This window comes from Streptomyces sp. NPDC001156 (genome assembly GCF_053598275.1).
In genome coordinates this window covers 19,999-34,334 of record NZ_JBSFJX010000002.1, presented here as the reverse complement: position 1 = coordinate 34,334, position 14,336 = coordinate 19,999, and the positions used below count along the sequence as shown (strand labels likewise).

Sequence of the window (14,336 nt, the reverse complement as noted above, 5' to 3'; positions counted from 1 at the left end):
GCGGCCGATCGAGGGCAGTACTTCCTTGTGGTGATCCCCGTCCATGACGTGAACCCGGTGCGCAGTACGCCCTATGTCACGTACGCGCTGATCGCGGCCAACTTCATCGTCTTCCTGTTCACCCCGGGGCTGGCCGGTTCGGTGGCGGGACAGAGCGACCTCTCGCAGCTGTGCCATCTCCAGGCGTTCCTGGACCACTACGCCGCGGTCCCGCGGGAGTTGATCCACGACCAGCTGCCAAGGCTCGTGCCCACGGGCGCCGTCGGCGTCGGACCGCACGGCGCGGGCTGCGTCGTGGCCCCGCCGGAATACCACAAGTCACCACCGACGTCGGTGTTCACAGCGATGTTCCTGCACGGCAGCTGGCTCCATCTGCTGGGCAACATGCTGTTCCTGCTGATCTTCGGCAACAACATCGAGGACCGCCTCGGCCATGTCCGCTACGCCGTCTTCTACGTCGTCTGCGGCTACGCGGCGGCGTACGGCTTCGCCCTGCTCAACGCCAACTCGGGCGACCCGCTGATCGGCGCCTCGGGAGCCATCGCCGGCGTGCTCGGCGCCTATCTGGTCCTCTATCCGCGGGCCAGGGTCTGGGTCCTGGTCCCCTTCCTGATCTTCCTGCCGCTGCGGCTGCCCGCCTGGATCGTGCTCGGCTTCTGGTTCGTGCTGCAGGCGGTCTACTCGTCCGGGGCCGCCGTCTCCCATGCCGGGACCGTGGCGTACGCGGCCCATATCGTCGGCTTCATCGTGGGCATGCTGCTGGCCTGGCCGCTGCGCCGCGGCACCCCGGCGCCGCCCGAGCCGCGCGGCCTGCTGTGGGGCAGGCAGGCACGGGCCCGGCAGGTCTGGTGACGCGGCTCGGCACGGGCTCAGACGCGCCCGTGCCGACCGGGCCGGAGAAAAAGGTGTCAGTGGGCCGTCTGTGTGTGGACGAACTCCACGAGCCGGGTGAGGGCGTCCGGGTCGGTGGAGGGCATGACGCCGTGGCCGAGGTTGAAGACGTGGCCCTCCAGACCGGCGGCGGCCGCCAGCACCTCACGGGTCTTGGTCTCGACGACCTCCCGCGGGGCGAAGAGGATCGCCGGGTCGAGGTTGCCCTGCAGAGCCTTGCCGGGGCCGACGCGGCGGGCCGCCTCGTCGAGCGGGACGCGCCAGTCGACGCCGACCACGTCCGCGCCCGCCTCGCCCATCAGGCCGAGCAGTTCACCGGTGCCGACACCGAAGTGGATGCGCGGGACGCCGTACCCCTCGACGGCCCGGAAAACCTTGGCCGAGGCGGGCAGCACCGAGCGACGGTAGTCGGCGGGGGCGAGGGCGCCGGCCCACGAGTCGAAGAGCTGGACCGCCGAGGCGCCCGCTTCGATCTGGATCTTCAGGAAGGCGACCGTGATCTCCGCGAGCCGGTCCACCAGGTCGGTCCACAGCTGCGGGTCGCCGTGCATGAGCGCCTTGGTGTTCTCGTACGTGCGAGAGGGGCCGCCCTCGATGAGGTAGCTCGCGAGGGTGAAAGGCGCGCCGGCGAAACCGATCAGCGGGGTCTCGCCCAGTTCGGCGGTGAGCAGGCCGATGGCCTCCGTGACGTACGAGACGTCCTCGGGGGTCAGGTCACGCAGCTGCGCGAGGTCGGCGCGGGAGCGGATCGGGTGCTGGACGACGGGCCCGACGCCGGGCTTGATGTCGAGGTCGACACCGATGGCCTTGAGTGGCACAACGATGTCGCTGAAGTAGATCGCCGCGTCCACCCCGTGCCGGCGGACCGGCTGAAGAGTGATCTCGGTGATCAGTTCCGGCCGCATGCAGGACTCGAGCATCGGGACGCCCTCGCGCACCTTGCGGTACTCGGGCAGTGAGCGCCCGGCCTGCCGCATGAACCAGACCGGTGTGTGCGGCACCGGTTCGCGCCTGCACGCCTTGAGGAAGGCGGAGTCGTACGTCGCTGTCGGCTGGCCCGTGGCGGGGCGGTCAGTGGCACTCACGCCGGAAAGTCTCGCACGCCGCACGGACCGCCGAGACCGGAGGCGAGCGCGCCGGAGGGCCGCTGGGACGCGCGCGTGCGGCTCGACGCCGCTATATCACAGGTACGGCCGGTGCGCACTCGCCCCGGCCGCAGCCACTCGGTTCCTTTCCCGGCCAACCACCGGCGGCAAGGGTGTCTCTCCCTGCGAACGTGCTTTCCTGCCCTTAATCTTCCCCGCATGGCTGCGGCTCAGGGACGACCGACGGACGGCGCTGGCGGAATGGACGACGCGGAGGAGGCAGACGGCGATGCGAGGGAGCAGGCGCCGCCGCCCTTCCGTGCCGCCGTGGACGCGCTGAAGGCCGCACGGCTGCGGCCGGAGATCGAGGTCGAGCCGACGCGGCCTCCGCAGCGGCTCGCCCCGTTCACGTACGCGCTGGAGGCCGCGGTCGTCGAGGAGGGCGAGGATCTGGCCGACGGGCGCCTCGTCCTGCTGTACGACCCGGCCGGGCACGAGGCCTGGCAGGGCTCGTTCCGTCTGGTCACGCTGGTGCGGGCCGAGCTCGAGCCGGAGATGGCGTCCGACCCGCTGCTGCCCGAGGTCTGCTGGTCCTGGCTGACCGGGGCGCTGCAGGCCCGCGGGCTGGCGTACGGCGAGCCGAGCGGGACGGTGACCCGCGCGAGTTCGCACTACTTCGGCGGGCTCGCCGCGCGCCCGGCCGCCTCCCAGATCGAGATCCGCGCCTCCTGGACGCCTCGCGAGGGCCTGGGGGGCGCCCCGGACACGGCCGCCCATTTCGCCTCGTGGTGCGATCTGCTGTGCCAGGTGGCGGGGCTGCCTCCGGCAGGCCCGGGTGACGCCTCCGTGGTGACGCTGCCGCAAAGGCGGGATCCCCAGTCCCGCTGATTTCGCCGCTTTCCCAGAAGACGGACAGCGTCAACCTCCGACTGACGTTTCTTGCCATCTCTTTGTCGATACGACCACTTTCAGCCTCATATCGACGCCAGAGTGATCCAACTCGGCCTCCCATTGATCGCTCGCGCGTCCGAATTGCCCGGATTGTTACTCACCAAATCGTGATCATTCTCTAAAGGACGAGAGGTTTGGTGCCGAAGACGACTGTGACCTTGAAAGCACGGTTCGTCCCGGCTTGATCCCCAGAGCCGGCCCCGTCCCGCACCCCAGGAGGCCTGGTGTCCGTTCTTCTCGAGCAGCCCGCAAGCCTGGTCGCCTACCGCCCGAACAAGCCGACCGCCATGGTCGTCGTGGCCGACCCGCGCGTCCGTTCCACCGTCACCCGCCACCTCTGGGCGCTCGGAGTGCGCGACGTGATCGAGGCGTCGTCCATCGCGGAGGCGCGCCCTCGCATCGGCAACCCCCGCGACATCTGCGTCGCCGATGTCCACCTCCCCGACGGCTCCGGTCTCACCCTGCTCTCGGAGACCCGTGCCGCGGGCTGGCCGAACGGTCTGGCCCTGTCCGCCGCCGACGACATCGGCGCGGTCCGCAACGCCCTGGCAGGCGGAGTGAAGGGCTATGTCGTCACCGGCACGCGCACCAACGTCGGGCTCCCCACCCGACCCGGCGCCGCTCCCATCGGCGCCGCCGCCGCGCGCCTGCACCGCCGCCCCCCGGGTGCCCCGAGCCACCCGGGCGGCTACCGCGAACTGTCCGGCCGCGAGGTGGAGGTACTCCGCCTGGTCGCCGAGGGTCAGTCGAACAAGGCCATCGGCGTCTCGATGGGCCTGTCCGCGCTGACCGTCAAGAGCCACCTCGCCCGCATCGCGCGCAAGCTGGGCACCGGCGACCGCGCCGGAATGGTGGCGGTCGCCCTGCGCACCGGCATCATCCACTGACCCCGCAGCCACCCTGTCCACCGTTCCCACCGCCCACCCCGATCCGCGTCCGCACCGAGCCGCCGCCGACCCGAGTCCGGGGAGATCACCGAGCGGGCCGGGCCCACCGACCCGCGTACAGCCGGCACCTTGATCCCTTTCCCGCGCATCTGTCACATGACTGGTTTACGACCCTCCATCGCCCGTCGACGGAACGATCCGTCGACGGGTGCAGTCCATACACGGATACCCTTGACAGGTGACCGACGCCCAAGAGACCGCAGAAGACAGCCCACTGCGAACCACCGGAGGCGCCCCTCCGGACGATGTCGAAGCGGCGCCGATCCCTTTGCTGGAGCCGCGTGACGGGATTCCTCCCGTGATCGCCGACGCGTCCTCCCTCGCCGAGATGATCTCGGCCTTCGCCGCCGGCACCGGCCCGGTGGCCGTCGACGCCGAACGCGCGTCCGGCTACCGGTACGGTCAGCGTGCCTATCTGGTCCAGCTGCGCCGTGAGGGCGCGGGCACCGCGCTGATCGACCCCGTCGCCTGCCCCGACCTGTCGGGCCTCGGCGAGGTGCTCTCCGGCACCGAGTGGGTGCTGCACGCCGCCACGCAGGACCTGCCGTGCCTGCGGGAAATAGGCATGATGCCCACTCAGCTGTTCGACACCGAGCTGGCCGGGCGCCTTGCGGGGTTCCCCCGGGTCGGGCTCGGCGCCATGGTCGAGGGCGTTCTGGGCTTCGTGCTGGAGAAGGGGCACTCGGCCGTCGACTGGTCGACACGGCCCCTCCCCGATCCCTGGCTGCGCTACGCGGCGCTGGACGTCGAGCTGCTCGTCGACCTGCGGGACGCCCTGGAGAAGGAGCTCGACCGGCAGGGCAAGCTGGAGTGGGCCCAGCAGGAGTTCGAGGCGATCGCCTCCGCGCCGCCTGCGGAGCCGCGCAAGGACCCCTGGCGCCGTACCTCCGGTATGCACAAGGTGCGCCGCCGCCGGCAGATGGCGGTCGTCCGTGAGCTGTGGCAGACCCGGGACCGCATCGCACAGCGCCGGGACGTCTCGCCGGGCAAGGTGCTCGGGGACGCGGCGATCGTCGAAGCCGCGCTGGCCCTGCCGCCGAATGTGCACGCCCTCGCCGCGCTCGGCGGCTTCGGGCACCGCATGGGACGGCGTCAGCTGGAGCAGTGGCAGGCCGCGGTGGACCGTGCCAGGACCCTGCCCGAGACCGGCCTGCCGCAGCCCGGCCAGCCGGTGACCGGACCCCCACCACCACGGGCGTGGGCCGACAAGGACCCGGTCGCCGCGGCCCGGCTGACCGCGGCGCGGGCGGCGATCTCGGCGCTCGCCGAGCAGCTGAACATGCCGCAGGAGAATCTGATCTCCCCCGACACCGTCCGGCGGGTGTGCTGGGAGCCGCCCAAACCCGCCGACGCCGAGTCCGTCGCGGCCGCGCTCACCGGTTACGGGGCGCGGCCGTGGCAGGTCGAGCAGGTCACTCCGGTGCTGGTGGCAGCGCTGTCGGTCCTGGGTTGAGGACCGAGAAGGGCACGGGGCGCGCCTGAGGGAGCCGGTCGCAGGACAGGGCGGGCGCCGTGGGTCGGTCGCGGGTCCCGCCCCGGCCAACGGTGCCCGCCGTATTTCCGAAGGGGCTCGCACGCTGCCTGAAGCGGGCGGCGGCGTCGAGATCGCGCCAAGATCAGCGTGGCGCTGCCGGGTGGGCGACGCCCGAGGGCTCACCCGATGGTGTGACCTTCACCGCTTGGGCCTGCGGGACTGGGCAGCTTGGTTACCCACAAGTAGCATGAGAGCTGAGCGCGCGCTCAGTGCGTCGCAGCAGTGCCATCCCGCACCCTGGAGGAGAGCCATCGTGCCTCGTACCGTCAGGGACGTCGTCTTCGTCGACGGCGTCCGTACCCCGTTCGGCAAGGCGGGCCCGAAGGGCATCTACCACGAGACCCGCGCCGACGACCTCGTCGTGAAGGCGATCCGGGAGCTGCTGCGTCGCAACCCCGGGCTCGACCCGAAGACGGTCGACGAGGTGGCCGTCGCCGCCACCACGCAGATCGGTGACCAGGGCCTGACCATCGGCCGCACCGCAGGCATCCTCGCGGGCCTGCCCACCTCGGTTCCCGGCTACTCGATCGACCGCATGTGCGCGGGCGCGCTGACCGCCGTCACCACGGTCTCCGGCTCCATCGCCTTCGGCGCGTACGACGTCGCCATCGCGGGCGGTGTCGAGCACATGGGCCGCCACCCGATGGGCGAGGGCGTGGACCCGAACCCGCGCTTCGTCAGCGAGAAGCTGGTCGACGAGTCCGCCCTGTTCATGGGCATGACCGCGGAGAACCTGCACGACCGCTACCCGCAGATCACCAAGCTGCGCGCCGACGAGTACGCGGTGCGCTCGCAGGAGAAGGCCGCCAAGGCGTACGCCAACGGCAAGATCCAGCAGGACCTGGTGCCCATCTCGGTGCGCCGCACCAACCCCGAGGGCGGCGAGACGGGCTGGGGCCTGGTCACCGCCGACGAGCCGATGCGCCCGGGCACCACCCTGGAGAACCTGGCGAACCTGAAGACGCCGTTCCGCGTCCACGGCCGGGTCACCGCGGGCAACGCGGCCGGTCTGAACGACGGCGCCACCGCCTCGATCATCGCGTCCGAGGACTTCGCGCGGGAGAACGGCCTGCCGGTCAAGATGCGCCTGGTCTCCTACGCCTTCGTAGGCGTGGAGCCCGAGGTCATGGGCTACGGCCCGATCCCGGCCACGGAGAAGGCGCTCGCCAAGGCGGGCCTCTCGATCTCCGACATCGGTCTGTTCGAGATCAACGAGGCCTTCGCCGTCCAGGTCCTGGCCCTCCTCGACAACTACGGCATCGCGGACGACGACGAGCGCGTCAACCAGTACGGCGGCGCCATCGCCTACGGTCACCCGCTCGCATCCTCCGGCGTCCGTCTGATGACGCAGCTGGCCCGCCAGTTCGAAGAGCAGCCGCAGGTCCGCTACGGCCTGACCACCATGTGCGTCGGCTTCGGCATGGGCGCGACGGTCATCTGGGAGAACCCGCACTTCGAGGGGGACAAGTGAGCACCACCGCCGAACTGTTGAAGGGCGCGGCCGAGCTGTTCCCGGACGAGGTCGTCACGCAGGCGCACGTACGCCACTTCGACCTGCCGCTGGGTGCGGGCAAGTTCGCCCTGATCACTCTGGACAACGGCTTCGACCACACCAAGCCGACCACCTTCGGCCCGCAGTCGCTGGCGAACCTCAACGCCGCGATCGACCAGGTCGAGAAGGAGGCCGCGGACGGCGAGATCGTCGGCGTCGGCATCACCGGCAAGCCGTTCATCTTCGCGGTCGGCGCCGACCTCAAGGGCGTCGAGCTGCTGAAGAGGCACGAGGACGCGCTGGCCATCGGCAAGGGCGGCCACGAGGTCTTCAAGCGCCTGTCGGCCCTCGCGGTCCCGACGTTCGCGTACTACAACGGCGCGGCCATGGGCGGCGGCGTCGAGGTCGGCCTGCACTGCACCTACCGCACGGTGTCCGCGGCCCTCCCGGCGTTCTCCCTGCCCGAGGTCTTCCTGGGCCTGGTCCCCGGCTGGGGCGGCTGCACCCTGCTGCCGAACCTGATCGGCGCCGACAAGGCCGTCTCGGTGATCATCGAGAACTCGCTCAACCAGAACAAGCAGCTGGGGGGCAAGCAGGTCTACGAGCTCGGCATCGCCGACGCCATCTTCGAGGGCGCCGACTTCCTCGAGCAGTCGCTGATCTGGACCGCCACCGTCCTCAAGGGCGAGATCCAGGTCGAGCGCCCGGTGATCGACCGCGGCGAGGCCTGGGACCAGGCCGTCGCCAAGGGCCGCTTCATCGCCGATGGCAAGGTGCACGGAGCGGCCCCGGCCGCGTACCGCGCGCTGGACATCATCGCCGCCGCGAAGAACGGCGACCTGCAGCAGGGCTACGACGCCGAGGACCAGGCCCTCGCGGACCTCATCATGGGCGGCGAACTGCGCGCCGGCATCTACGCGTTCAACCTCGTCCAGAAGCGCGGCAAGCGCCCGGCGGGCGCCCCCGACAAGAACCTGGCCCGCCCGGTCACCAAGGTCGGTGTCGTCGGCGCCGGTCTGATGGCCTCCCAGCTGGCCCTGCTGTTCCTGCGCCGCCTCGAGGTCCCGGTCGTCCTGACGGACATCGACCAGGAGCGCGTCGACAAGGGCGTCGGCTACGTCCACGCCGAGATCGACAAGCTGCTCGGCAAGGGCCGCATCAACCAGGACAAGGCCAACCGCCTCAAGGCGCTGGTCTCCGGTGTCCTGGACAAGGCGGAGGGCTTCGCGGACGCGGACTTCATCATCGAGGCCGTGTTCGAGGAGATGTCGGTCAAGCAGAAGGTGTTCGCGGAGGTCGAGGCGGTCGCCCCGACGCACGCGATCCTCGCGACCAACACCTCCTCCCTGTCGGTGTCGGAGATGGCGTCGAAGCTGCAGCACCCCGAGCGGGTCGTCGGCTTCCACTTCTTCAACCCGGTCGCGATCCTGCCGCTCCTCGAGATCGTTCGCGGCGAGCAGACGGACGACGCCTCGCTGGCGACCGCCTTCGCGGTGGCCAAGAAGCTGAAGAAGACGGCGGTTCTGGTCAAGGACGCCCCGGCGTTTGTCGTCAACCGCATCCTCACCCGCTTCATGGGCGAGATCCAGAATGTCATCGACGAGGGCACCCCGGTCGCGGTGGCGGAGAAGGCGATCGAGCCGCTCGGCCTGCCGATGTCCCCGCTGGTCCTCCTCGAGCTGGTCGGCCCCGCGATCGGCCTGCACGTCTCCGAGACGCTGCACGGCGCGTTCCCGGAGCGCTTCAAGGTCTCCCCGAACCTCAAGGCGGTCGTCGAGGCGGGCAAGCGCGGCTTCTACGTCTACGACAGCGGCAAGCCCGAGCTGGACCCGGAGGTCGCCGCGCTCCTGAAGCAGGGCGACACCGTTCTGAGCGAGGAGCAGGTCCGCGCCCGTGTCCTGGACGCGGTGGCCCAGGAAATCGGTCTGATGCTGGACGAGGGCGTCGTCGCCGAGGCCCAGGACATCGACCTGTGCCTGATCACCGGCGCCGGCTGGCCCTTCCACCTGGGCGGCATCACGCCGTACCTGGACCGCGAGGGCGTCTCGGAGCGCGTGAACGGCAAGAGGTTCCTCGAGCCGGGCATGGCCTCGGTCCCAGCGTGATCGTGGCTTGAGAAGGAGAGGGCCTCCGCCTCGGCGGGGGCCCTCTCCTCGTCTTCACGAACGCCAGAGCCCAACGCGCCGCCCGGCGCGGGTGATCCGCCGTCAGACAGGCTGCCACGCCTCCAGTGCGAGGCCCGTTCCGTCCGTGCGGCGGGCGAGGAGCAGCTCACCGGTGGACGGGGCGAATTCACGAACGCCAGAGCCCAACGGGCCGCCCGGCGCGGGTGATCCGCCGTCAGACGGGCTGCCACGCCTCCAGTGCGAGGCCCGTTCCGTCCGTGCGGCGGGCGAGGAGCAGCTCACCGGTGGACGGGGCGAACGCGGCGGCGACCACCCGGTTGTCCGCGTCCACCGTCAGCGACACCTCGGCGTCCGCGGGAAGCCGGGGGCCGGACTCGGTCCACGAGGCGCCGGCCGACTCCCGCCCGGTGGGGTAGGCGGCGAACACCGCGCGGCCCCCGGCCGAGCGCTGGGCGAGCAACGTGCAGTCGTGACCGTCCAGTTCGCAGCGCATGGCACAGACCGGGCCGGGGCCGGCGGAGGCCAGCACGGTGACCGGCTTGCCTCCGGGTCGCCAGGCGCACAGACCGCCGGACTCCTCGAGATAGAAGAGGGTGGTGCTGTCCGGCGAGGTGGCAAGGGCGTGGAGCGTTCCCGGGCGGACCTGGGCCTCCAGCGTCTCCTCCAGGACCGGCTGCTCGCCCGGCGCCTGCTGCCGCCAGTGCAGGATGCCGCCGGACACGGCCGCGTACAGTTCCACGCGCCCCGACTCCCCCGTCACCGCCGCCAACTCCTCGTGGACGGCGCTCCCCTCGAGGTCGCGCCAGGGGTCCCAGCCGCCCTTCTCCTTCTGGGCGACCATGCTGACGCCGCCGCCCTTGTTGCGCACGAAGACATGGGCACGGCCCTCGTCGTCGACGGCCACCGCCGGTACACCGGTCCGGTCCCCCTTCTTGTCCGGGTGGCCGATCGGTGTCCAGTCGAGGGCGGAGAGATGGGGCCGGAAGTGGGTGGAGTGCACAAGTCCCGATTCGCCGCGGACCGTGGGACGCCAGGCGACGAGATGGGCGTACCCGTCGCTGCCCTGTCCGATGCCGGGCCCGGCATGCAGACGCTGGTCCCCGCCCACGCGTCGTGAGGGCCCCCAGGGAAGACCCGGATGCCGCTCGGCACGGCACCACACCGCCTCGTCCCGCGCCGCGTAGGCGCTCAGGCTGCCGTCCCTGCCGCGCAGCAGCCAGCGGCCGTTGACCGTACGCACCGTTGACACTCCCCCACTCTAATCGGGCACGCGCATGCGGGCGGGCCGCTGTCGTGCGAGGCTATGGACATGAGTGCCCCACCCCTTGTCGTCGTCGATGCCGCGAACGTCGTCGGGTCCGTGCCCGACGGATGGTGGCGCGACCGGCGGGGCGCGGCGGAGCGACTGAGGGACCGGCTCGTGCGGTACGCCGAGGCGGGACTTCCGGGCTGTCCCGGGCCCGTGGAGATGGTGCTCGTGGTCGAGGGTGCGGCCCGCGGGGTGGAGTCGATGCCCCACGTACGGGTGGAGTCGGCGCCCGGCAGCGGCGACGACCGGATCGTCGAACTGGTCGCGGAGGCGGGGGGCCGTCCCGTCGTGGTGGTCACGGCGGACCGCGAGTTGCAGCGCCGGGTGGCGGAACTGGGCGCCGAGGTCGCGGGACCGCGCACACTGCGTGAGGAGGAGCCGCCGGCACAGCGCGGCTGAGTACCACCCGGCCGGTGACGTCCTCATCGCCCGGTCGGCCGTGGCTCTTCCTCGCGGCCGACGCGGCTGTGCGCGCGGCCGTAGAGGAAGTACACGAAGAAACCGACGACCAGCCACACGGCGAACCGCAGCCAGGTCTCCGTGGGCAGGTTCAGCATCAGCCACAGCGAGGCGCACACCGACAGGATCGGCACCGCCGGGAGGAGCGGAGTGCGGAAGGCACGGTGCAGGTCGGGGCGGGTCCGGCGGAGGATGATCACGCCGATCGCGACCACGATGAAGGCGAACAACGTGCCGATGTTCACCAGTTCCGCGAGCTCGCTGAGACTGGTGAAGCCCGCGACGACGGCGATGACCACGCCCAGCAGCACGGTCGGCCGATGGGGCGTCTTGAACCGCGGGTGGACCCGGGAGAAGAAGCGGGGCAGCAGCCCGTCGCGGCTCATCGCGAAGAAGACCCGGGTCTGCCCGAGCAGCAGGATCATGCAGACGGTCGTCAGGCCGACGGCGGCCCCGAAGCTGATCACACCTGCGAACCAGGGGTGCCCTACGGACTTGAAGGCGTCGGCGAGCGGGGCGTCCACGGACAGCTTCGAGTAGTTCTCCATACCGGTGACCACGATGGACACCGCCACGTACAGCACGGTGCAGATCAACAGCGAGCCGAGGATGCCGCGCGGCACGTCCCGCTGGGGGTTGCGGGTCTCCTCCGCCGTCGTCGCCACGATGTCGAAACCGATGAAGGCGAAGAAGACGACGGAGGCGGCGGTGAAGATACCCATCACGCCGAAGTCGGACGGTGCCCAGCCGAACATCAGCTGGATGAGCGGCGCCGAGAGCGTGCCGCCCGCCTCCACCGGTCGCGGCTTCGGGACGAACGGCCGGTAGTTGGCGCTGTTGATGAAGAAGGCACCCGCGATGATCACGATCAGCACCACGGCCACCTTGATGGCGACGACGAGTTCGGTGACCCGGGCCGAGAGCTTCACGCCGACGACGAGGATGGCGATGAGCACGAGGACCAGCGCGGCGGCCAGGATGTCGAAGCCGAAGCCGTGCGCCCCGTCCCGTCCCCCGAGATAGTCGGGCAGGTGCCAGCCCGCGTTGTCCATCAGCGAGCGGATGTACCCGGACCAGCCGACCGCGACCACCGCCGTGCCCAGCGTGAACTCCAGGACCAGGTCCCAGCCGATGATCCAGGCGGGCAGTTCCCCGAGGGTGGCGTAGGAGAACGTGTACGCGGATCCCGCGACGGGGACCGTCGAGGCGAACTCCGCGTAGCACAGCGCGGCGAGCGCGCAGACCACACCGGCCACCACGAAGGCCAGGGAGACGGCGGGGCCCGCGTTCTCCTTGGCCACCTTGCCGGTCAGCACGAAGATGCCGGTGCCGATGATGACACCGACGCCGAACACGGTCAGGTCCAGGGCGGAGAGGGTCTTTCTGAGCGCGTGTTCGGGTTCCTCGGTATCCCGCATCGACTGTTCGACGCTCTTCGTCCGGAAGAGGGTGCGGCTCACGGGCGGACCTCCCACGCTTGTCGTCCCCGACATGATCGAGAGGGGGCGTAGTCCGTATGCCCCGGCGCGAGGGGATCACGCAAACGGGCCGGTTCCGCCACCGTAAAGGATGGCGGAACCGGCCCAGGCAGCCCAGCGGGAAGAGGTCAGTCGCGTGCGGACTCCATCGGGTCCACGGCCCCGGGGGCATCCGCACGGTCGAACCGGCCGTCGAGCTTGGCGACGAGCCCGGTGACCTGCCGGGCGATGTCCGGCGCGGTCAGGCCGATCTCCGCCAGGACCTCCTTGCGGGAGGCGTGGTCGAGGAAGCGCGACGGGATGCCGAAGTCACGCAGCGGCACATCCACGCCCGCGTCGCGCAGCGCCTGCGCGATCGCCGAACCGACACCGCCGGCCCGCGAGTTGTCCTCGACGGTGACGACCACGCGGTGCTGCTCGGCGAGCGGGGCGAGCGCCTCGTCGACCGGCTTGACCCAGCGCGGGTCGACGACGGTGGTGGAGATGCCCTGCTTGTCGAGGAGGTCGGCGACCTCCAGGCACATGGGCGCGAGCGCGCCGACGGAGACCAGCAGCACGTCCGGTACGGGGGCGTCGGCCTTGCGCAGCACGTCCATGCCGCCGACGGTGCCGACCGCGGGGACGGCCGGGCCGACGACGCCCTTGGAGTAGCGCAGCACGGTCGGCGCGTCGTCGACGTCGACGGCCTCGCGCAGTTGGGCGCGCAGCTGTTCGGCGTCGCGCGGGGCGGCGATCCTGAGGCCCGGGACCACCTGGAGCATCGACATGTCCCACATGCCGTTGTGCGAGGCGCCGTCGTCACCGGTGACACCGGCCCGGTCGAGTACGAAGGTCACGCCGCACTTGTGCAGGGCGACGTCCATGAGGACCTGGTCGAAGGCGCGGTTGAGGAAGGTCGCGTACACCGCGAAGACGGGGTGCACTCCGCCGGTGGCGAGACCGGCCGCCGAGACCGCGCCGTGCTGTTCGGCGATGCCGACGTCGTAGATCCGGTTCGGGAAGGCGTCCGCGAACTTCTTCAGGCCCACGGGCTGGAGCATCGCCGCGGTGATGGCGACGATGTCGTCGCGCTCGCGCCCGAGCTTGACCATCTCGTCGCCGAACACGGAAGTCCAGCTGGCGGCCGAGGCCTTGATGGGCAGGCCGGTGTCGGGGTGGATGGGCCCGATGCCGTGGAAGCGGTCGGCCTCGTCCTGCTCGGCGGGCTTGTAGCCACGGCCCTTCTCGGTGAGGCAGTGCACGATGACCGGGCCGCCGAAGCGCTTGGCGCGGGAGAGGGCGGACTCCAGGGCCTCGATGTTGTGACCGTCGATCGGGCCGACGTACTTGAGCCCGAGGTCCTCGAACATGCCCTGCGGGGCGATGAAGTCCTTCAGACCCTTCTTGGCGCCGTGCAGGGTGTCGTAGAGGGGCCTGCCGACGACGGGCGTGCGCTCCAGGACCTCCCTGGTGCGGGTCAGGAACTTCTCGTACCCGTCCGTGGTGCGCAGGGTGGCCAGATGGTTGGCGAGCCCGCCGATCGTCGGCGAGTACGAGCGCTCGTTGTCGTTGACGACGATGACCAGCGGGCGGTCCTTCGCGTCCGCGATGTTGTTGAGCGCCTCCCAGGCCATGCCGCCGGTCAGCGCCCCGTCACCGATGACGGCCACGACGTGGCTGTCCCGCTCGAGCAGCTGGTTGGCCTTGGCGAGGCCGTCGGCCCAGCCGAGGACCGTGGAGGCGTGCGAGTTCTCGATGATGTCGTGCTCGGACTCGGCGCGCGAGGGGTACCCGGACAGGCCGCCCTTGCTGCGCAGCCCGGTGAAGTCCTGACGGCCGGTGAGCAGCTTGTGGACGTAGGCCTGGTGACCGGTGTCGAAGAGGACCTTGTCCCTGGGCGAGTCGAAGACGCGGTGCAGGGCGATGGTGAGCTCGACCACACCGAGGTTGGGGCCGAGGTGGCCGCCGGTCTTGGAGACGGCGCCGACGAGGAAGGTCCGGATCTCCTCTGCCAGCAGGTCCAGCTCTTCCAGGCTGAGCCGGTCCAGATCGCGCGGTCCCCTGATGCGGGTCAGCAGCGGCACC

The 14,336-nt window shown here is 70.8% G+C and carries 11 protein-coding genes; 7 read left to right on the top strand and 4 right to left on the bottom strand.

The window, feature by feature from the left end; translation table 11 throughout:
* Window positions 1–27: 27 nt before the first annotated feature.
* On the top strand, window positions 28–852 hold the full coding sequence (locus ACWDA7_RS01475) for a rhomboid family intramembrane serine protease (protein WP_450602183.1): 825 nt from the start codon (window positions 28–30) through the stop codon (window positions 850–852).
* A 56-nt stretch (window positions 853–908) separates the two neighbouring features.
* Here the strand turns inward: ACWDA7_RS01475 and hemE are convergent, their stop codons facing one another.
* Window positions 909–1,976 carry a uroporphyrinogen decarboxylase gene (hemE, locus tag ACWDA7_RS01470; RefSeq protein WP_450602182.1) on the bottom strand — a complete coding sequence of 356 codons (1,068 nt, stop codon included), beginning with the start codon at window positions 1,974–1,976 and terminating at the stop codon, window positions 909–911.
* 219 nt (window positions 1,977–2,195) lie between these two features.
* Between hemE and ACWDA7_RS01465 the strand changes: the two genes are divergently transcribed.
* The 5 genes from ACWDA7_RS01465 (at window position 2,196) to ACWDA7_RS01445 (ending at window position 9,005) form a co-directional block, all read left to right on the top strand.
* Window positions 2,196–2,864, top strand: coding sequence for a DUF3000 domain-containing protein (locus ACWDA7_RS01465; protein WP_450602181.1), 669 nt, complete (start codon window positions 2,196–2,198; stop codon window positions 2,862–2,864).
* A 287-nt stretch (window positions 2,865–3,151) separates the two neighbouring features.
* Window positions 3,152–3,814, top strand: coding sequence for a response regulator transcription factor (locus tag ACWDA7_RS01460; RefSeq protein WP_003993737.1), 663 nt, complete (start codon window positions 3,152–3,154; stop codon window positions 3,812–3,814).
* Between the two features lie 238 nt (window positions 3,815–4,052).
* Complete coding sequence (locus ACWDA7_RS01455) at window positions 4,053–5,327, top strand: HRDC domain-containing protein (RefSeq protein WP_450602179.1); 1,275 nt, start codon at window positions 4,053–4,055, stop codon at window positions 5,325–5,327.
* Window positions 5,328–5,661: 334 nt separating this feature from the next.
* Window positions 5,662–6,879: a thiolase family protein gene (locus tag ACWDA7_RS01450; RefSeq protein ID WP_450602178.1), complete on the top strand. Its 1,218-nt coding sequence runs from the start codon at window positions 5,662–5,664 to the stop codon at window positions 6,877–6,879.
* Entirely contained in the window at window positions 6,876–9,005 is a 2,130-nt protein-coding gene (locus ACWDA7_RS01445; RefSeq protein WP_450602177.1) for a 3-hydroxyacyl-CoA dehydrogenase NAD-binding domain-containing protein, read from the top strand. Before ACWDA7_RS01450 ends, ACWDA7_RS01445 begins: the two co-directional genes overlap by 4 nt.
* Window positions 9,006–9,240: 235 nt before the next feature.
* On the opposite strand, the gene ACWDA7_RS01440 is transcribed toward ACWDA7_RS01445, so the two are convergent.
* On the bottom strand, window positions 9,241–10,275 hold the full coding sequence (locus tag ACWDA7_RS01440) for a hypothetical protein (protein ID WP_450602176.1): 1,035 nt from the start codon (window positions 10,273–10,275) through the stop codon (window positions 9,241–9,243).
* A gap of 54 nt (window positions 10,276–10,329) precedes the next feature.
* Here ACWDA7_RS01440 and ACWDA7_RS01435 point away from each other — a divergent pair, with 54 nt between their 5' ends.
* Window positions 10,330–10,734, top strand: coding sequence for an NTP pyrophosphohydrolase (locus ACWDA7_RS01435; protein ID WP_450602175.1), 405 nt, complete (start codon window positions 10,330–10,332; stop codon window positions 10,732–10,734).
* A gap of 23 nt (window positions 10,735–10,757) precedes the next feature.
* On the opposite strand, the gene ACWDA7_RS01430 is transcribed toward ACWDA7_RS01435, so the two are convergent.
* Together ACWDA7_RS01430 and dxs are read right to left on the bottom strand one after the other, a co-directional pair.
* Complete coding sequence (locus tag ACWDA7_RS01430) at window positions 10,758–12,254, bottom strand: amino acid permease (protein WP_450602174.1); 1,497 nt, start codon at window positions 12,252–12,254, stop codon at window positions 10,758–10,760.
* 146 nt (window positions 12,255–12,400) lie between these two features.
* Entirely contained in the window at window positions 12,401–14,335 is a 1,935-nt protein-coding gene (gene dxs, locus ACWDA7_RS01425; RefSeq protein ID WP_450602173.1) for a 1-deoxy-D-xylulose-5-phosphate synthase, read from the bottom strand.
* Window position 14,336 lies beyond the last annotated feature (1 nt).